The organism is Herbaspirillum sp. SJZ099, assembly GCF_007828355.1.
In the GTDB taxonomy this organism is placed as follows: domain Bacteria; phylum Pseudomonadota; class Gammaproteobacteria; order Burkholderiales; family Burkholderiaceae_D; genus Herbaspirillum.
Genome location: NZ_VIUO01000001.1, coordinates 1,140,615 through 1,154,338, shown reverse-complemented (window position 1 = coordinate 1,154,338; position 13,724 = coordinate 1,140,615). Strand labels below are relative to the sequence as shown.

The window sequence follows — 13,724 nt, the reverse complement described above, 5'->3', positions numbered from 1 at the left end:
ACGACGTTTCCGACGGAACCGCGCTGCAGGGACATTGTTAATTTTCGCCAGAAATTAACAATGCAATTGCAGCAACTTCAAATTACACTGCTCCGGTGCATGAGGAGCGGCGCGAGCCAGACCCGCAAAGAAAAAGCGCCCACAAGGGGCGCTTTCACACTGCATAGGAAGCCGGGGGTCCGCTTTACGGGCACAAAGTCCTTAGGCTGCCAACCAACACGGCTTTTCACTTACAAGTATAAAGGCAGATACCAACGATGTCCAGTGATGACGATGCAGTTGCGCTAGTACGCTTTTTGTCTGTTGATCGACTAGCCACATTCCAGGTAATCACTGGATCATTATCAGAGGCTGTTTCCTTACATCAACAAACGATGCGAATTGGAGCACAAGTGATGGCAGTAACTGCGGTCATTGAAGTCGCTCTTCGGAATGCCGTGTATGCGCGGCTTGAACAGTATTACGGCCGCCCAGATTGGCTAAGAGCCCCAAATATTATTCCATGGGCAAGTCCAGAATTATCAAAGATTAGAGATGCGCACAAAAATGCGCGCCGAGCAATTTACGCCAAGATGAATCAAGCCGACAAACGTGCGCTGGATCTGGCCGCATTTGCTGGCCCCGTACCGGAGGAGTACCGAACGGGAGGACATCGGTCTCACTTGAGGCTCGTCGCCGAGCGACATAAGCAAATCGACGTCACGATGGGCCAGATCGTGGCCCAACTGACGTTTTTCTTTTGGAAACGGATGTATTCAAAAGAGTACCAAAATATTTTTTGGCAACCGCTTAAAACATTATTTCCAGCCCGAGAACTCAAACGCCCCATAATCGCGACGCAGCTAGAATTTCTTTATCAAAGTCGCAACAGAGCAGCACACCATGAGCCGATATTAGGACGGCGCCTGCAAGAAACGTTGGATGCAGCGGATTTTTTTCTTGCTCACTTTGATGGCAAGGACCAGGCCGGTATATCCCACATAAGCAAACTCCTTGCGGAAGACTTGAGCCAGTTGAAAAACATGGCCATCCAATTAAATCAAAGAATCGAAGAATTTAAGGTCCGCGCGTAAATTGCGATTCGGGTTGCAGAGCAAGGAGAATTCAATGGAAATAGGGAAGATATATAACGTTGCTTTCTCAACCGGCCTCTATGAGATCGAGTATGAAAACAGTGTGAAGTGCATCAAGAAGACACCGAAGTCATATCGAATTGAACGAGCAGACGGCACCACACGGCTGGTAGGGCATGATTCTATTTTGAATCTGAAGGAGATCTCCGGAATATCCGGCTGCTGAGGAATCCTAAAGAGGGCATTGGAAACCTAAAATCCCCCCATGAAATCATCGACTTAACATGATTTCTGCCAAAATTTCACGAATCCCGGCCGCCCCTCATTTACTTCCGATCCCGACCTGGGTACAGATCGGCGAGTACCTACTGGCCAGGCGCAGTCAGGTTGAATCACAGCCTAGCGTCAATTCCCACATTTACTTCCGATTCCAGCCAGGGGATACAGATTTACTTCGCTAAACGACCGGGGGGGGCACAAATACTTCGCCGAACGGACGCGGGCGGCTTTCTTGGTTTTGAGTAGGATCACATATTTTACATAATACAAATCTGGTGGTTCGCTGCCTGGCGGAGTGGGGCGGCCTGAGCGTCACCACTTGTCGAAAATAATCCGACACTCACCAAAACGGCAGCAGCGCTAGTAGCTGCCGTCCTCTTCAAAAAAACTTCCCACATAGATTTCTGGCCGGTCTTTTCGGCTCGGTCCAATCCAGCAGCTGCAATCACTCGCAGCGGGTCAATATCCAGCTCCATCGCTACGCGCAAACAGGTTTCTTCGTCCATTACCCGGCGGCCAGTCGAGTAGTGACTGATCGCCCCTTTGCTTACCTTCAGCAGCGATGCCAGCTCCTGGTCGGTCTGCTTCGGCAATTTCGCGCGGAGTTGTTCCAGATATTTAACGCTTTGCATGTGTTTCTCCTTGACTTTGAATACATCTGTATTCAAGAATACGGCTGTATTCAAATACAGCTGTATTCGACAAGATGGATCGTAGGGGTAAACATCCCGCTTGTCAAAGCTGCTGTTTCCTTTTTGACAAGAAGCAACTACGGGGAACGCATGACCACTGGAGTACAGAACGGTACAAGCGGGGGCGCGGCGGCTAACGGATCCGCCCCCCGCAGCGAAGCGAGGAGGGCGGGCCGCAGGGCCGCCGCAGGCGGCTCCCCCCGTACTGTAATACGGGGGGAAAGTGGTTCCAACGGAGCGCGGGCAATCGTGGACTACCTGCGGTTCACGTTTTTACCTTCAAGCTCGATTTCCGACGCCATTCTGCAACTGCACCGCTACATGGCGTTGTGGTTCTCCCTCCCGGTGAACTTTGTCCCGTCAGATAAGGGCATGTTTGGTTATGAGTCCAGCCACGACGTGATGGTCTGGATCGACGGGCAGATGGCCCGAATTGCTGTGATCGCTGCAGGCGGAAGCAGGACGGGTAATACCCTCATGGTCGATATGACAGGGCAGGGTTGCTCAATCGTCTCGGATTGGCAGGCGGTGTACGCCACGCTGCAGGATCTCGATGCGCGAATCACGCGAGCCGATACGGCGCTGGATCTTATGGAAGGTTTCACCCTGGAGCAATTCGACGATCTGTATTTTGCGGGCGAATTCAATTGCGGCGGTCGTATCCCAACGCGCCGGTACGTCGAGGGCGGAAACAGCCATGACGCCGGGGCTAATGGCCGAACGCTCTATCTCGGAAAAAAGGCCAACGGTAAAGAGCTGTGCATCTATGAAAAAGGCAAGCAGCTTGGTAACACTGAAAGCGAGTGGTTGCGTGTCGAGATTCGATTCGGTAATCGTGATCGCGTGATACCGCATGACATCGTGCTTGATCCGACTAAGTATTTTGCCGGGGGCTTTGTCGCCCTGGAGCACCTTGTAAACAGCATCGCTCAGCGTATTAAAACCGATCAACGCGACCCGGTTGAGGAAGAACGTTCAATCGTTCTCAAGCGCCTTACGCATTTCCTTGTCGCCGCATACGGCAAGACAATTTTCCAGCTCGCTAAAGAATTGAAATACGACTATCAGGCTCTGGCCGAACTGCTGTGCGTCGAAGGCGTACCGCGTCGGTTAGAAAAATCCACTTTGGCCGGTGGCGTGAAACAGGCACACGATCCAGCCTGATTTTTGGGAGTAAATCAAATGGAAATGATCGCTCGTTCTACCATCCGTGGCGCTAAGTTTTTCCGGGGGAACATCGATGGCAAGGATCTCGACAGCGGCAAGATCTTCGTTGACGTTGAGCTGAAAGGTGAGACATCGTTCGGGATTTGCACGCAAGAGTTGAAGTGCGAAGGCTCTCAGCTGATCGAAAGCATTAAGCACAACACGTTTCCATTCATCGCGGAACTGACCATGATCGAGGAAAGCAACGGTAAGACTTCGACCAAGAAGGTCATCGCCATCAAGCCCTTGCAGGCTGTGAAAGAACCTAAGGCGGCTTGATCATGAAGCAATCGGCGGACAAGTTCACGCTGGACATGTTCGGAGCCCAGCGCCGTGGTCGTCCGCCGAAACTGGCTCCAAAAACCAATGCGCAGCGGCAGCGTGAGTTTCGTCAGCGCCGCAAGTTCAATTTCCTGACCTCCGTTACGCGTAACGAAAAATCCGATGCCTAAGTACGTTCTTTACTGCTCGCAAGAGGCTGCGCCCACCGTGTCCGTGGACGGCAAGCTGACATGCGACGGTGGTACGGCAGCCTTGCAAGTCGGGTTGCTCGAAACGACATTGGACGCGCCTGAGGCATCGAGCGTGGCGACGGTGTGGACGGCAGGCTTTTCACTGGTGTTGGTGTGTTATTTCGTCGGCAAAGGTGTTGGTGCCTTGCTCGACATGATCAGGGAGGGATGAGAGATGGGATTGGATCGTTTGACCAGATTACTGGCTGCTGGTGTGGCCGCGTTGTGGGTCATGGCGTTCGCGATGCTGTATCACGCCATCGCCTGAAAAGAATTGCTCATATCGGGCAAACGTTGCCGGACGATTTCCGGCGTTTAAAAGGGGTAAAACCATGCAAGTCTGGAACAAGGCAAAGAAAGTGGTCGGCGCTGGCGCAACTGGCGTTGCATTGGCTATCGGTGCAGCACCGGCCGCAAAAGCCGCAACCACTGTCGATCTGACCGCCATCACAGGCGCAATCAGTTCGGCGGATATCGTTACCGGCGTGCTGGCCATCGGTGCCGTGATGGCGGTCGTCTATGTGACGGTCAAGGCCGCGAAAATGGTGATGTCGTTCCTCAAGTCGGCATAAGCATCGCCAGTCGCTGGTAGGGACGATGTAGCGCTGCATCGTCCTTTTTTTTTCGTCTGCGCATAGGGGATGTGCGATGGTCTATTCGAACCTTTGGTACTTGTTTGTCTTTGCCTGGGGCATCGTGTGTGCCTGGGCTACTGTGGCCGGCCTGGAGGGCGCATGATGCGGCGAATGATCCTCACATTGCTTTGTCTCCTGGTGTTGACCATCAATGCATACAGCGCTGATTTGCCGGTGTCGAAGATGCAAAACGCAATCTCCGGCGTTGCGCAGAGCAAAATGTTGAGTAATGGATTTTTGGCAGCTGACCCACGTTATAACGCTACGATTAGAGCTATCGGTGGGGCTGCTATTGGTTATACAGCAGAGGCTGTTGCCGTTACTTCGTTGGGCATCACCGCGCCTGCATGGGTGAGTATCGCCGCCATTGCGTTGGCTGGCTATGCTGGGATACTTGCTCTCGACGCCGGCGTTAAATGGCTGTTCAAAGACCGGAATAGCGTGCAGGTTGGCGACAATCCTCAATCGGTGAATACACCTGCCGGGATGCCGATTCCAACGGTAATCTGGTGCTGGCAAAGCTCTGTTTGTTCGGGGACAAAAGCTGGGGCGTGTACAGGTATACCGGGTAGCACCGGCGAATCTCAAGGCCGGACGTTTCAGCGCGCATACAATATGGTTGGCGACGAATGCCATTCATTTTGGACGTTTTCCGACACTGGCCAGGTGTATGATGTTGGAGTAGCAGGCGCGATCATCCAGTACACGAGTAACAGAACAGCTTGTCCAGGTATAAGCTTGTCGGGTACTAATGGCATATGCCCGGCATCAAACTTCCCTGAACCGGCCGCAGCGCCTGTGAAGACGCTTTCGGATGCCGCTAATGGTCTTACTGACGCGCAAAAAGCTGCTGCACTCAATCCGCAAATCGTCGCGGATCTCGCTAATGATTTTTGGCGTGAAGCTGCTGCGGCACCGGGCTACGATGGACTGCCATACGATGCGACTCAGCCGATTACCGCTACGCAGGCGCAAGCGTGGCAACAGGCGCATACAGATTATTGGCCGTCTGTAGGGGATTTTGTCGCGCCACAAGCTGCGCCATCTGGCGGTACCGCATCGTCGCCATTCACCATGCCGACCGTAACCGCTCCTGTATCGTCGGCTGATCCCACCACGCAGCCCAGCACTGGCACCAATCCCTCGACCGAACCGCTCTCAAATCTTGGCCCTGATCCTGGTATCGGTGCGCCTGGCCTGGAGCCGATTCCGACTGCGCAGCAAATCATTGCGCCGCTGACCAATGCCTTTCCCTCGGTGAAGTCGTTTGTCGTTCCCAATATCGATGCGCAATGCCCGACCTGGCAAGTTCCGGTCTTTGGCAAGGACATCGACTTTACGAATCACTGCGCGCTCCTGGAGCAAGCAAGGCCGACTTTGTTTGCGGTCATGGCGGTGGTCTACGCGCTCATGGCGCTGTTTATTGTGCTTCGGGCATAGGAGGGGCTAGCACATGTTCGGAATCGTCTTATCGGCCCTGAATGTCGTCCTGGCATTCGTGGTGCGTTCCATCATCGTGAAGTTTGTTGTCTTCTTCGGACTCTTTTTCGTTACCACTGAATTCATGGCCGTGATTACGTCCATGCTGCCAAACGCGGATCAGCTGGGCGCTGCCTTCGGTGGATTGCCAGCTGGTGTTTGGTATCTCCTGAACCTGTTCAACATCAAAGCAGGTGTGCCGCTGCTGCTATCGGCCTATGTGACGCGCTTCACCATTCGGCGGCTGCCGGTGATCGGCTGACATGGGGATCAACGTCTATACCGGCCTGATGGGTTCCGGTAAAAGTTATGAGGTCGTGTCGGAAGTCATTGTGCCGGCGATCGCGCAAGGTCGGCGGGTGGTAACGAACGTCGATGGGATCGATGGTCAGAAAATCCGCGAATACATCGAGAAAACCTACAAGGTCGTTCCTGGTACGTTGGGCGAGGTCGTCCATGTCAGCAATGGCGATGTAGCGCGGCCCAAGTTCTTCCCGTATTACGACGCGCAAAAGGGCGCTCACACCGATACGACCGTGCAACCGGGTGACCTGGTGTGTATCGATGAGGCCTGGCGCTTCTGGCCGGCGACCGGGGCCACGCTCCTGGAGGAACATAAAAGCTTCTTCCTGGAACACCGCCACTTCACCCATGCCGATACCGGTATTGCGTGTGACCTGGTGCTGATGATTCAGGACATGTCGACACTGCACCGCTTCGTCAAAAACGTGGTGGCCTTCCACATTCGCACGCACAAGAAAATTTCCCTGGGCATGCCGAACCGGTACAGCGTGTCGCTGTTCGAGGGGAACAAGCAAACCAAGGCGGTGCGGATCAGCGTCACGTTGCGCAAGTATCGCAAGGAAATTTTCCCGCTGTATTCGTCGTTCAAGGGCGGTGCCGCAGGGAAGATTGTCAACGTCGACAAGCGGCAAAACATGCTGGCCCGTCGCAAGGTATGGGTGATGGCTGCGGTGATGCTGGTGGCGCTGGCCATCGGCGGATACAGCATTAAGCGCTTCTTCACGCCTAAGCAAATTGAGCCCGTGGCACAGGATGCCAAGCAGGGTGGGGCGGTTTCTCCTGGTGCGAACGGGAAGGGTGCCGCGCCCTCGCCCAAGCCTGGGTTTTCAGACACCTGGCGTATCGCTGGAACAGCCAAGATAGGGAATGCCAGCTATATCGTGATCGCTGACCAGAACGGTCGTTTGCGTTACGAATCGCCCTCGATGTTCGTCCAGATGGGGCCGCAGACCATTGGCGATATCGACGGTGCCAAGGTCACTCGGTACTCGGGCGCTGTCGTCCAGGCCGGACATGTAGAGGGGAAGAAATGAAACGCCTAATCACATTGCTCCTGGTAGTCGTTACCTCGGTCAGTAACGCCGCGCCGCTCCTGCCGCTGCCTTTATCGTTACCTCCTGGTGTACCTGGTATTCCAGATAGCGCATTCGAACTGTCGCGGGTACGGATCGCTGATGCGGTCGAGGTGATGTACACCCAGGTGCTGAAAACGCCGTACCTGATCCAGCCGGACGTTGTGGCCGATGAACGCCTGGTGTCGTTCCGGTTCGCTACAGGAGCATCGCCGCGATCAGAGGTATCGCGCTTTATGTCGCTGCTCGGCCTGGCCGTCCGCTCGGTGAATGGCGTTGACCTGGTCAGCACCGCCAAGGAGCCGGAACCCGATAAAGAGGCGTTTGTCTACCGGCCAAAATTCCGCGATGTGACTTACCTGGTCGAACTGCTGCGCGCTCTTTTCCCCAAAGGGGAGTTCACTTCCACACGCACCATTCATGGCGCACCGCAAGCTGTCTCCGGGGACGCTCCTGGAGGCCAGGCTAAAGCGCCTGCGCCCTCTGGCTCTGCGGCATCGCTGGTCGATACCGTGACGGATGCCCTGGTGTTCAACGGCACCGCGGCTGATATCAAAAAGTTGTCCGGCCTGTTGGCACAGCTGGATACACGGCTAGGTGAGGTGATGGTGCGCGGCCAGGTGTTTGAGGTGGCGTCCAACGGCGCGGAAGGCTCGGCATTTTCGCTGGCCTTGAGTCTGCTGGGTGGCACGGTGACAGCTGGTCTATCGACGCCGTCAACCCTGGACGGCTTCGTGCGGATCAAGAACGCCTCCATCGATGCGGTGTTTTCGGCGCTATCGAGTGACAGCCGTTTTAAGACGATATCCGCGCCGTCTCTGCGTGTCCGGTCAGGTGCATCCGGTCGCTTCTCAGTTGGCCAGGATGTTCCGGTTCTGGGTGCGGTCAGTTATCCAGGTAACGGAAATGCGCCGGTTCAATCGGTCGAGTATCGCAGCTCTGGTGTGATCTTTGACCTGGCGCCAGTCGTCCGCGATTCGGTGGTTGATCTGACCGTAGGCCAGCAGCTGTCGAATTTCGTCACGACGCAAACCGGCGTCAACAATTCGCCCACGCTCACTAAGCGCGAGGTGCGTACGTCGCTATCGGTCGCTGACGGCGATATCGTCATCATCGGCGGCTTGGCCGAAAACCGTGAAAGCTCGGGCCGCGTTGGCTTCTCGTTCCTGCCTGACTGGATGCGCTCGGACACCGGCCAGACCAGCAAAAGCGAGATCCTGCTTGTCCTGCAGGTGACGCGGCTGTGACGGGCCTTGGTTACTGCCAAACCTGGGACGGTCGTGCATCTGGAACAATTCTGACGCCGCATGTAGCGCTCGGGCGTAGCCCGATGATTGCCGTAGCGGCCGGGTCGGTAGACCTGCGCAAAGCGCACCGCGTAGCCGGCAATCAAGCATGTGGCGACGTGGCTGCGGTCATGCCTCAAGTTCGCGATCTTGAGGATTGTTGAGACATGCCTTCGCCACTCTACGTTTTAATATTCCCACCAGGCAAGAACAATGAGGATGGGATGCAACTGGAGCTTTTTGAGCGTGACCAAATCGAAGCAGATGAGCTGTCGAGGATTGCGCAGGAATTTAGGGCCGGGTACTGGCAGCTACGCAGCATGAGGGGTGGTCGTTGGGCGCAGGCCAAGCAGCGGCAGATCTATAGGCGCTTAGCGCCGTTAAAACAGCGCCTCATGCTGGCCGGTGTCGAGAAGCAGGCAATTCTCGACTTTCTTTCTTGCTGCAGACTTAAGTGCCGCTGCCCGGGCGCGCGATGCCAATATTTTTAGCTTTTCTTGAGAACTTCTTGTTTCTTTTCAGCTAATTTTGATGTTAGCCCAGGGCGAGAAATCTGAATAATGTACAATCCCGTGATTTTCGTGCTAGCGTTTGCTAATATCTCTTCGCCGTTATGGCTCTCGCTCGTCGGCGTTCGGTCTGCCAGAGACGGGCAAGGGGCGAAACGATAACAACGAGTGACGATGCGTACCAAAGATTACCAAGTAAATTCCGTTACCGGATCCAGAAAGAAAAAGTCGGAAGTTAAAACATCTTCCGTGGGAGAAACTTCCGCTGCTAAACCCCAAATCATTAGTCTGTTCTCAGGGGCAGGCGGGATGGATCTTGGCTTTAAGGACGCTGGCTTTAAAGTGGCTGTAGCCATCGACTTGGCACCTGCTGCTATTAAGTCTCATAAGAGAAATTTCCCTCGAACTAAGTCAATAGTTGGGGATTTGGAAAAGCTGCAACCAGCTGGAGTTTTGGCGCATGCATTGGCGGCTATTCCGTCTGGATCCAAGGTCGCTGTTATTGGTGGCCCACCATGTCAAGGCTTTTCTCGAGCTAATAATAATTCTCAGGCAGATGATCCGCGCAACACTTTGCCCAAGCTCTATTTGGAGATCGTCCGCGAGCTACAGGAGCACTATGTCGTTGAGTTTATCGTTTTGGAGAATGTGCTTGGAATCAGGGATAAGAAGCATTCGGAAACATATGCAGCACTCGTGAATGGGATCCGTGCTCTCGGATTCGATGTGACCGAGAAAGAGCTTTGTGCGATTGATTATGGTGTGCCTCAGAATCGTAAACGAGTTATTTTGTCTGGACTTCGTTCTGGTCAAGGATACTCAATTGTTCGTCCTAGAAAATCCAAGGGCTTAGCCAATGTTCGCGAAGCTATCGGTCATCTTTGTGAACCAGCATATTTCGCTCACAAATTAGAGGTGGATGATATTCCGCATCACCCCAATCATTGGACCATGAGGCCACGTTCTGATCGTTTTTCCAATCCTTCTAATGAGGATGATGGAAATGGTCGCAGTTTCAAGAGATTAAAATGGGACTTGGCGAGCCCCACAGTTGCATATGGCCATAGGGAGATACATGTTCATCCGAACGGGCATCGGCGCTTAAGCGTACATGAGGCCATGCTATTACAAGGTTTTCCCGAGACTTTTGTTTTAGAAGGAAATTTGTCGGAACAGGTTGAGCAAATCTCGAACGCTGTACCTCCGCCACTAGCGCGTAGCGTTGCAAATGCAGTGGCTCGCGCATTGAATAAACGATAAAAAATGACAGCTGCCCCATCATCGAATAAGCAAGCTGATATTCAAGATGAACGCGAATTAGTTGCCAGCATCCGCAGTAGCCATGGCACAGATACCGTGATCCGAACGGTATTGAAGACCGATGAACGAGTTATTGCCAGGGTTACTGATGGAATTTATAGGCAGCCGGGATCTGCTATTCGTGAGTTGATTTCAAACGCTTACGATGCAGACGCAACTCGCGTCGTTATCAAAACAGATGCTCCTCGATTTGAGCGAATAGTCGTTGAGGACGACGGTCATGGAATGACGCCCGAGGTTTTGGCCCATCTGCTGCTGCATATCGGCGGTAGCGCCAAACGTCACGAAGATGGCCCGGCTTTAGGCGTAACATCTGCCGATCCTACTCGCAGTCCCAAAGGTCGAAAGCTGATCGGGAAGATTGGAATTGGCCTATTTTCCGTGTCGCAACTCACACATTCGTTTCAGATTATTACGAAGGTGAAGGGGGACGATTTCCGGACGGTGGCAACGGTGGCATTGAGGCAGTATGCTGATGAGGAGGATCACAACGCCAACAACGCCGATAAGCGCTTCGAATCTGGCAAAGTCAATATTTGGCGCGAGAAGGCATCAGATAAACCATCCCACGGCACTACCATTGTGCTGACCTCCATACGGCCTCAGGCTCGCGATACTCTTCGAAGCCGTGAGATTTGGTCCGTAATTGAACAAAACGAATCGCAAGTGGACATGGATGAAAGGCAAGTTCGTGAGCCTCCCCTATACCACATTGGCCGTGTTGATTCGTCAAACGACTCTCTTGCGATCCAGAATGGGCAAATGTATTCCCTCCCATGGACTGAGCAAGATAGTCCAGACTCTGCATTCCAAAAATTAGTTCATTGTGTATGGAATGAAGTCGGTAAGTCCACGCCGAATCCTCAATTGGATCGGATCTTTGACTATTACCTTCGCATGGTGTGGCAAATTGCACTTGCTGTGCCGGTCCCATACGTGGAAGGGCATTTGTTTGATTGGGATTTGGACGGAGATGTGCCCGCATTTTTACTATCCAATGCTCCTAAAGGAAATGCAAAGTCAATCGAACTGCCCAAGGGGACTACTCTCAGAGAGCATCTCGGGTTAATTGATCCTGCTGATAATCCGGGACAATTTGAGGTACTTTTTGATGGGCTCAAACTTTCTCGTCCGGTACGATTCCGAGATCTTCCTGTCACCAACAATGCTTTGAAAAAGCCATTGGTGATGATCGGAAAATGTCGAGAGGAGTTTTCCGGATTTCCGAAGGCTCTCAGTGGAGGCTCACTAGAATTCGAGGCATATCTGTTCTGGACTCCCAAGGTCGCACCCACGGAGCATCAAGGCTCGCTCATACGTATTCACGGGTCAAGCGGAACGCTTTTTGATGGGACCTTTATGCATTATCAGGTCTCTGAGCAAAATCGATTACGGCAAATCACTTGTGAGATTTTTGTAAGTGAAGGTTTGGATAGCGCACTCAATATTGACCGAGAGTCTTTCAATAGTGCTCATCCACATTCTGTTTTCATCACAAAGTGGCTTCATAACGCGCTTCGACAACTGGCGTCTGCTCAGAAACGTTTGGCATCGCAAGTTCGTGCAACCACGCGGGAAGAGGGGGCTGACGCAGTCATAAACGAAATTTCTCGTGTCGCTACCGACGCGTGGCAGCGCGAGCATGACGACGAGGCCGCGTTTCCACCTGCAATTCAGTTAGACGCTAATTCATCTAAGCTGGCGGCAACTGGTGAGAGTTATGTTTTTTCTCGCACCTCGATCATTCCTAAACGCGATAAGGTGCGGACGACTAAATCCAAGGCCGCAGATGCAATTCAGGAAGAAAAATTAAAGGGGATAGCGCAAGTTTTGGCATCTTATGGACTGCTGGATAAGCTCTCCAAAAAGAAACAGGAGCAGCTCCTGCGCGCGATTTTTGAAATTCTTGAGGCTTCAGTCGAATAATAGAAACTATGCAGCCAGCAGAAAACGGGGATTCATTTGTCACATTGGGCGTCAACGAGTATCGCGCTGACGAACCAGTAATTCACAAATTCTTGCCGTGGCATAGACCACGAAAGCAATTCGTTCGTCAGTATCAATGGTGCTCGCAAATCGCCAAACTATTGCGAGAGTCTCCACCTAAAGACAATACGTTGAAGTACCTTGGCTTGCCGGGTGTGGACCTCTTAGATTTACGCCACTTCCATAGTGAGATCTGCTCAAAGTTTACCCTCAGTCTGCGCTTTCTAGGTTTCAACAGTAGCGCCCGACCCAAGACTCAAGCACATTCCGATTTGAACGTGTCGCTTGACGAAGTTCGCAAGCTTTCTAGTGTAGATCCGCTTTCGGACGTTATTGGCGACAACTTTTCCTTAGTTGCGAAGCCAGGATCTATCGCTGCGAAGCGTGCGAAAGAGCTTGGCCCATACGACGTTATTAATCTTGATCTTTGTGATGGATTTGGAGCGTCGCCGCCGGCAGACGGGCCTAACGAATATAGCTACTATGACGCCGTAAATAGCCTTCTAACCATTCAGGCTAGGTCTTCTCAGCCGTGGCTGCTGTTGCTTACGACGCGGGTAGATAAACAGAATATTGATGTCGATGTCCTGAATAAGTTATTTCAGATTTACCTTAAGAACCTCGAAAGCTGTGAGCCCTTCAAAGCAGCCTCATTAGAGCATTTTGCAATTGAGACGGAAGAGGCGTTGCGTGCTGCTGCAGGCACCCCTGACGGGCTGTTATCTGTGTTTTTAACAAGTCTTTGCAAATGGTTCTTAGGTATCACGCTCTCGCAGAAGCCACCAACTTCGATTGAACTTAAAAGCGTAATTGGCTATAGAGTGGAGGAAGGTGCAGAACACGAGGATTTGATCTCAATTGCACTTCGCTTTACGCCAAGTAACCGACCGGTAGCTGATCCGGGCGGCCTTGCTGCTCAAGTAGATGTTCCTTTAGACGAAGGCGCGTTGGCGACTCAAGCATTAGAACGAGTAAGCCGACGGGTAGATGCAGATGCCAAGCTTTTGAACGAACCAGAACTGAATGAAAGAATGACCACAGATACCGCCGCATTGCTTTCCTTAGCCCGTTACGATACGCGTGGGTATCGAGACTGGCTCGCCAGCGAGCAAGGTTAAGCAATTAAAAAGCCCGTCGAAGCGGGCTTTTTTCTATGTCGGGCTATGTCGGGATAGGCTGAACTCCTGGCATTGTTGATCTAATTTTTGACAACCATGCGCGCATACGATTTAACATAATACAAATTATACGAAAATATAGCAAATCGTAACACAAGCCCAAAACGAGGAAAAACGCTGTGCAGGGTTTTTTCTTCAATCGGGATTCATGCCATAAACGAGCAGAATCTCATTCGTCTCCTATTTATACTTA

Annotated in this window: 15 protein-coding genes; 14 read left to right on the top strand and 1 reads right to left on the bottom strand. The window is 52.6% G+C overall.

The genetic code is table 11. From position 1 onward, the window contains the following. The first annotated feature begins 257 nt into the window (after positions 1 to 257). A complete protein-coding gene (locus FB597_RS04980) occupies positions 258 to 1,073 on the top strand; it encodes a hypothetical protein (RefSeq protein ID WP_144768320.1) in 816 nt (271 codons plus the stop codon). A 536-nt stretch (positions 1,074 to 1,609) separates the two neighbouring features. Here FB597_RS04980 and FB597_RS04970 read toward each other — a convergent pair. Further along, positions 1,610 to 1,984 (bottom strand): Cro/Cl family transcriptional regulator, encoded by a 375-nt coding sequence (locus FB597_RS04970; protein WP_144768317.1) that lies wholly within the window; start codon positions 1,982 to 1,984, stop codon positions 1,610 to 1,612. A gap of 309 nt (positions 1,985 to 2,293) precedes the next feature. On the opposite strand from FB597_RS04970, the gene FB597_RS04965 reads away from it, so the two are divergent. The 13 genes from FB597_RS04965 (at position 2,294) to FB597_RS04910 (ending at position 13,471) form a co-directional block, all read left to right on the top strand. Further along, complete coding sequence (locus FB597_RS04965; RefSeq protein WP_186442733.1) at positions 2,294 to 3,208, top strand: replication initiation factor domain-containing protein; 915 nt, start codon at positions 2,294 to 2,296, stop codon at positions 3,206 to 3,208. Between the two features lie 18 nt (positions 3,209 to 3,226). Further along, positions 3,227 to 3,529: a hypothetical protein gene (locus tag FB597_RS04960; protein ID WP_144768313.1), complete on the top strand. Its 303-nt coding sequence runs from the start codon at positions 3,227 to 3,229 to the stop codon at positions 3,527 to 3,529. A 2-nt stretch (positions 3,530 to 3,531) separates the two neighbouring features. Beyond that, positions 3,532 to 3,702: a hypothetical protein gene (locus FB597_RS20180; RefSeq protein ID WP_186442732.1), complete on the top strand. Its 171-nt coding sequence runs from the start codon at positions 3,532 to 3,534 to the stop codon at positions 3,700 to 3,702. After that, positions 3,695 to 3,934: a hypothetical protein gene (locus FB597_RS04955; protein ID WP_144768311.1), complete on the top strand. Its 240-nt coding sequence runs from the start codon at positions 3,695 to 3,697 to the stop codon at positions 3,932 to 3,934. The genes FB597_RS20180 and FB597_RS04955 overlap by 8 nt, the downstream gene beginning before the upstream one ends. A gap of 160 nt (positions 3,935 to 4,094) precedes the next feature. After that, positions 4,095 to 4,334, top strand: a complete 240-nt coding sequence (locus FB597_RS04950; RefSeq protein ID WP_144768309.1) for a major capsid protein — start codon at positions 4,095 to 4,097, stop codon at positions 4,332 to 4,334. A gap of 174 nt (positions 4,335 to 4,508) precedes the next feature. After that, the gene (locus FB597_RS04945) at positions 4,509 to 5,837 is read left to right on the top strand and encodes a hypothetical protein (RefSeq protein ID WP_144768307.1); all 1,329 of its coding nucleotides are present in this window, start codon (positions 4,509 to 4,511) and stop codon (positions 5,835 to 5,837) included. A gap of 13 nt (positions 5,838 to 5,850) precedes the next feature. Next, entirely contained in the window at positions 5,851 to 6,138 is a 288-nt protein-coding gene (locus tag FB597_RS04940) for a DUF2523 family protein (RefSeq protein WP_144768305.1), read from the top strand. Position 6,139: 1 nt separating this feature from the next. Beyond that, entirely contained in the window at positions 6,140 to 7,213 is a 1,074-nt protein-coding gene (locus FB597_RS04935) for a zonular occludens toxin family protein (RefSeq protein ID WP_144768303.1), read from the top strand. Further along, on the top strand, positions 7,210 to 8,499 hold the full coding sequence (locus FB597_RS04930; protein ID WP_144768301.1) for a type II secretion system protein GspD: 1,290 nt from the start codon (positions 7,210 to 7,212) through the stop codon (positions 8,497 to 8,499). The genes FB597_RS04935 and FB597_RS04930 overlap by 4 nt, the downstream gene beginning before the upstream one ends. A gap of 263 nt (positions 8,500 to 8,762) precedes the next feature. Beyond that, a complete protein-coding gene (locus FB597_RS04925) occupies positions 8,763 to 9,029 on the top strand; it encodes a hypothetical protein (RefSeq protein ID WP_222428637.1) in 267 nt (88 codons plus the stop codon). A gap of 192 nt (positions 9,030 to 9,221) precedes the next feature. Next, entirely contained in the window at positions 9,222 to 10,307 is a 1,086-nt protein-coding gene (locus FB597_RS04920) for a DNA cytosine methyltransferase (protein ID WP_144768295.1), read from the top strand. A gap of 3 nt (positions 10,308 to 10,310) precedes the next feature. Next, on the top strand, positions 10,311 to 12,293 hold the full coding sequence (locus FB597_RS04915) for an ATP-binding protein (protein ID WP_144768293.1): 1,983 nt from the start codon (positions 10,311 to 10,313) through the stop codon (positions 12,291 to 12,293). 8 nt (positions 12,294 to 12,301) lie between these two features. Beyond that, entirely contained in the window at positions 12,302 to 13,471 is a 1,170-nt protein-coding gene (locus FB597_RS04910) for a hypothetical protein (RefSeq protein WP_144768292.1), read from the top strand. The last annotated feature ends 253 nt before the right edge of the window (positions 13,472 to 13,724 follow it).

Excerpts from the sequence above, each read along its gene's own strand:
- FB597_RS04960 (WP_144768313.1), top strand. The coding sequence starts at position 3,227 with ATGGAAATGATCGCTCGTTCTACCATCCGTGGCGCTAAGTTTTTCCGG.
- FB597_RS04940 (WP_144768305.1), top strand. The coding sequence starts at position 5,851 with ATGTTCGGAATCGTCTTATCGGCCCTGAATGTCGTCCTGGCATTCGTG.
- FB597_RS04920 (WP_144768295.1), top strand. The coding sequence starts at position 9,222 with ATGCGTACCAAAGATTACCAAGTAAATTCCGTTACCGGATCCAGAAAG.
- FB597_RS04950 (WP_144768309.1), top strand. The coding sequence starts at position 4,095 with ATGCAAGTCTGGAACAAGGCAAAGAAAGTGGTCGGCGCTGGCGCAACT.
- FB597_RS04970 (WP_144768317.1), bottom strand. The coding sequence starts at position 1,984 with ATGCAAAGCGTTAAATATCTGGAACAACTCCGCGCGAAATTGCCGAAG.
- FB597_RS20180 (WP_186442732.1), top strand. The coding sequence starts at position 3,532 with ATGAAGCAATCGGCGGACAAGTTCACGCTGGACATGTTCGGAGCCCAG.
- FB597_RS04930 (WP_144768301.1), top strand. The coding sequence starts at position 7,210 with ATGAAACGCCTAATCACATTGCTCCTGGTAGTCGTTACCTCGGTCAGT.
- FB597_RS04945 (WP_144768307.1), top strand. The coding sequence starts at position 4,509 with ATGATCCTCACATTGCTTTGTCTCCTGGTGTTGACCATCAATGCATAC.
- FB597_RS04955 (WP_144768311.1), top strand. The coding sequence starts at position 3,695 with ATGCCTAAGTACGTTCTTTACTGCTCGCAAGAGGCTGCGCCCACCGTG.
- FB597_RS04915 (WP_144768293.1), top strand. The coding sequence starts at position 10,311 with ATGACAGCTGCCCCATCATCGAATAAGCAAGCTGATATTCAAGATGAA.
- FB597_RS04980 (WP_144768320.1), top strand. The coding sequence starts at position 258 with ATGTCCAGTGATGACGATGCAGTTGCGCTAGTACGCTTTTTGTCTGTT.
- FB597_RS04910 (WP_144768292.1), top strand. The coding sequence starts at position 12,302 with ATGCAGCCAGCAGAAAACGGGGATTCATTTGTCACATTGGGCGTCAAC.
- FB597_RS04935 (WP_144768303.1), top strand. The coding sequence starts at position 6,140 with ATGGGGATCAACGTCTATACCGGCCTGATGGGTTCCGGTAAAAGTTAT.
- FB597_RS04925 (WP_222428637.1), top strand. The coding sequence starts at position 8,763 with ATGCAACTGGAGCTTTTTGAGCGTGACCAAATCGAAGCAGATGAGCTG.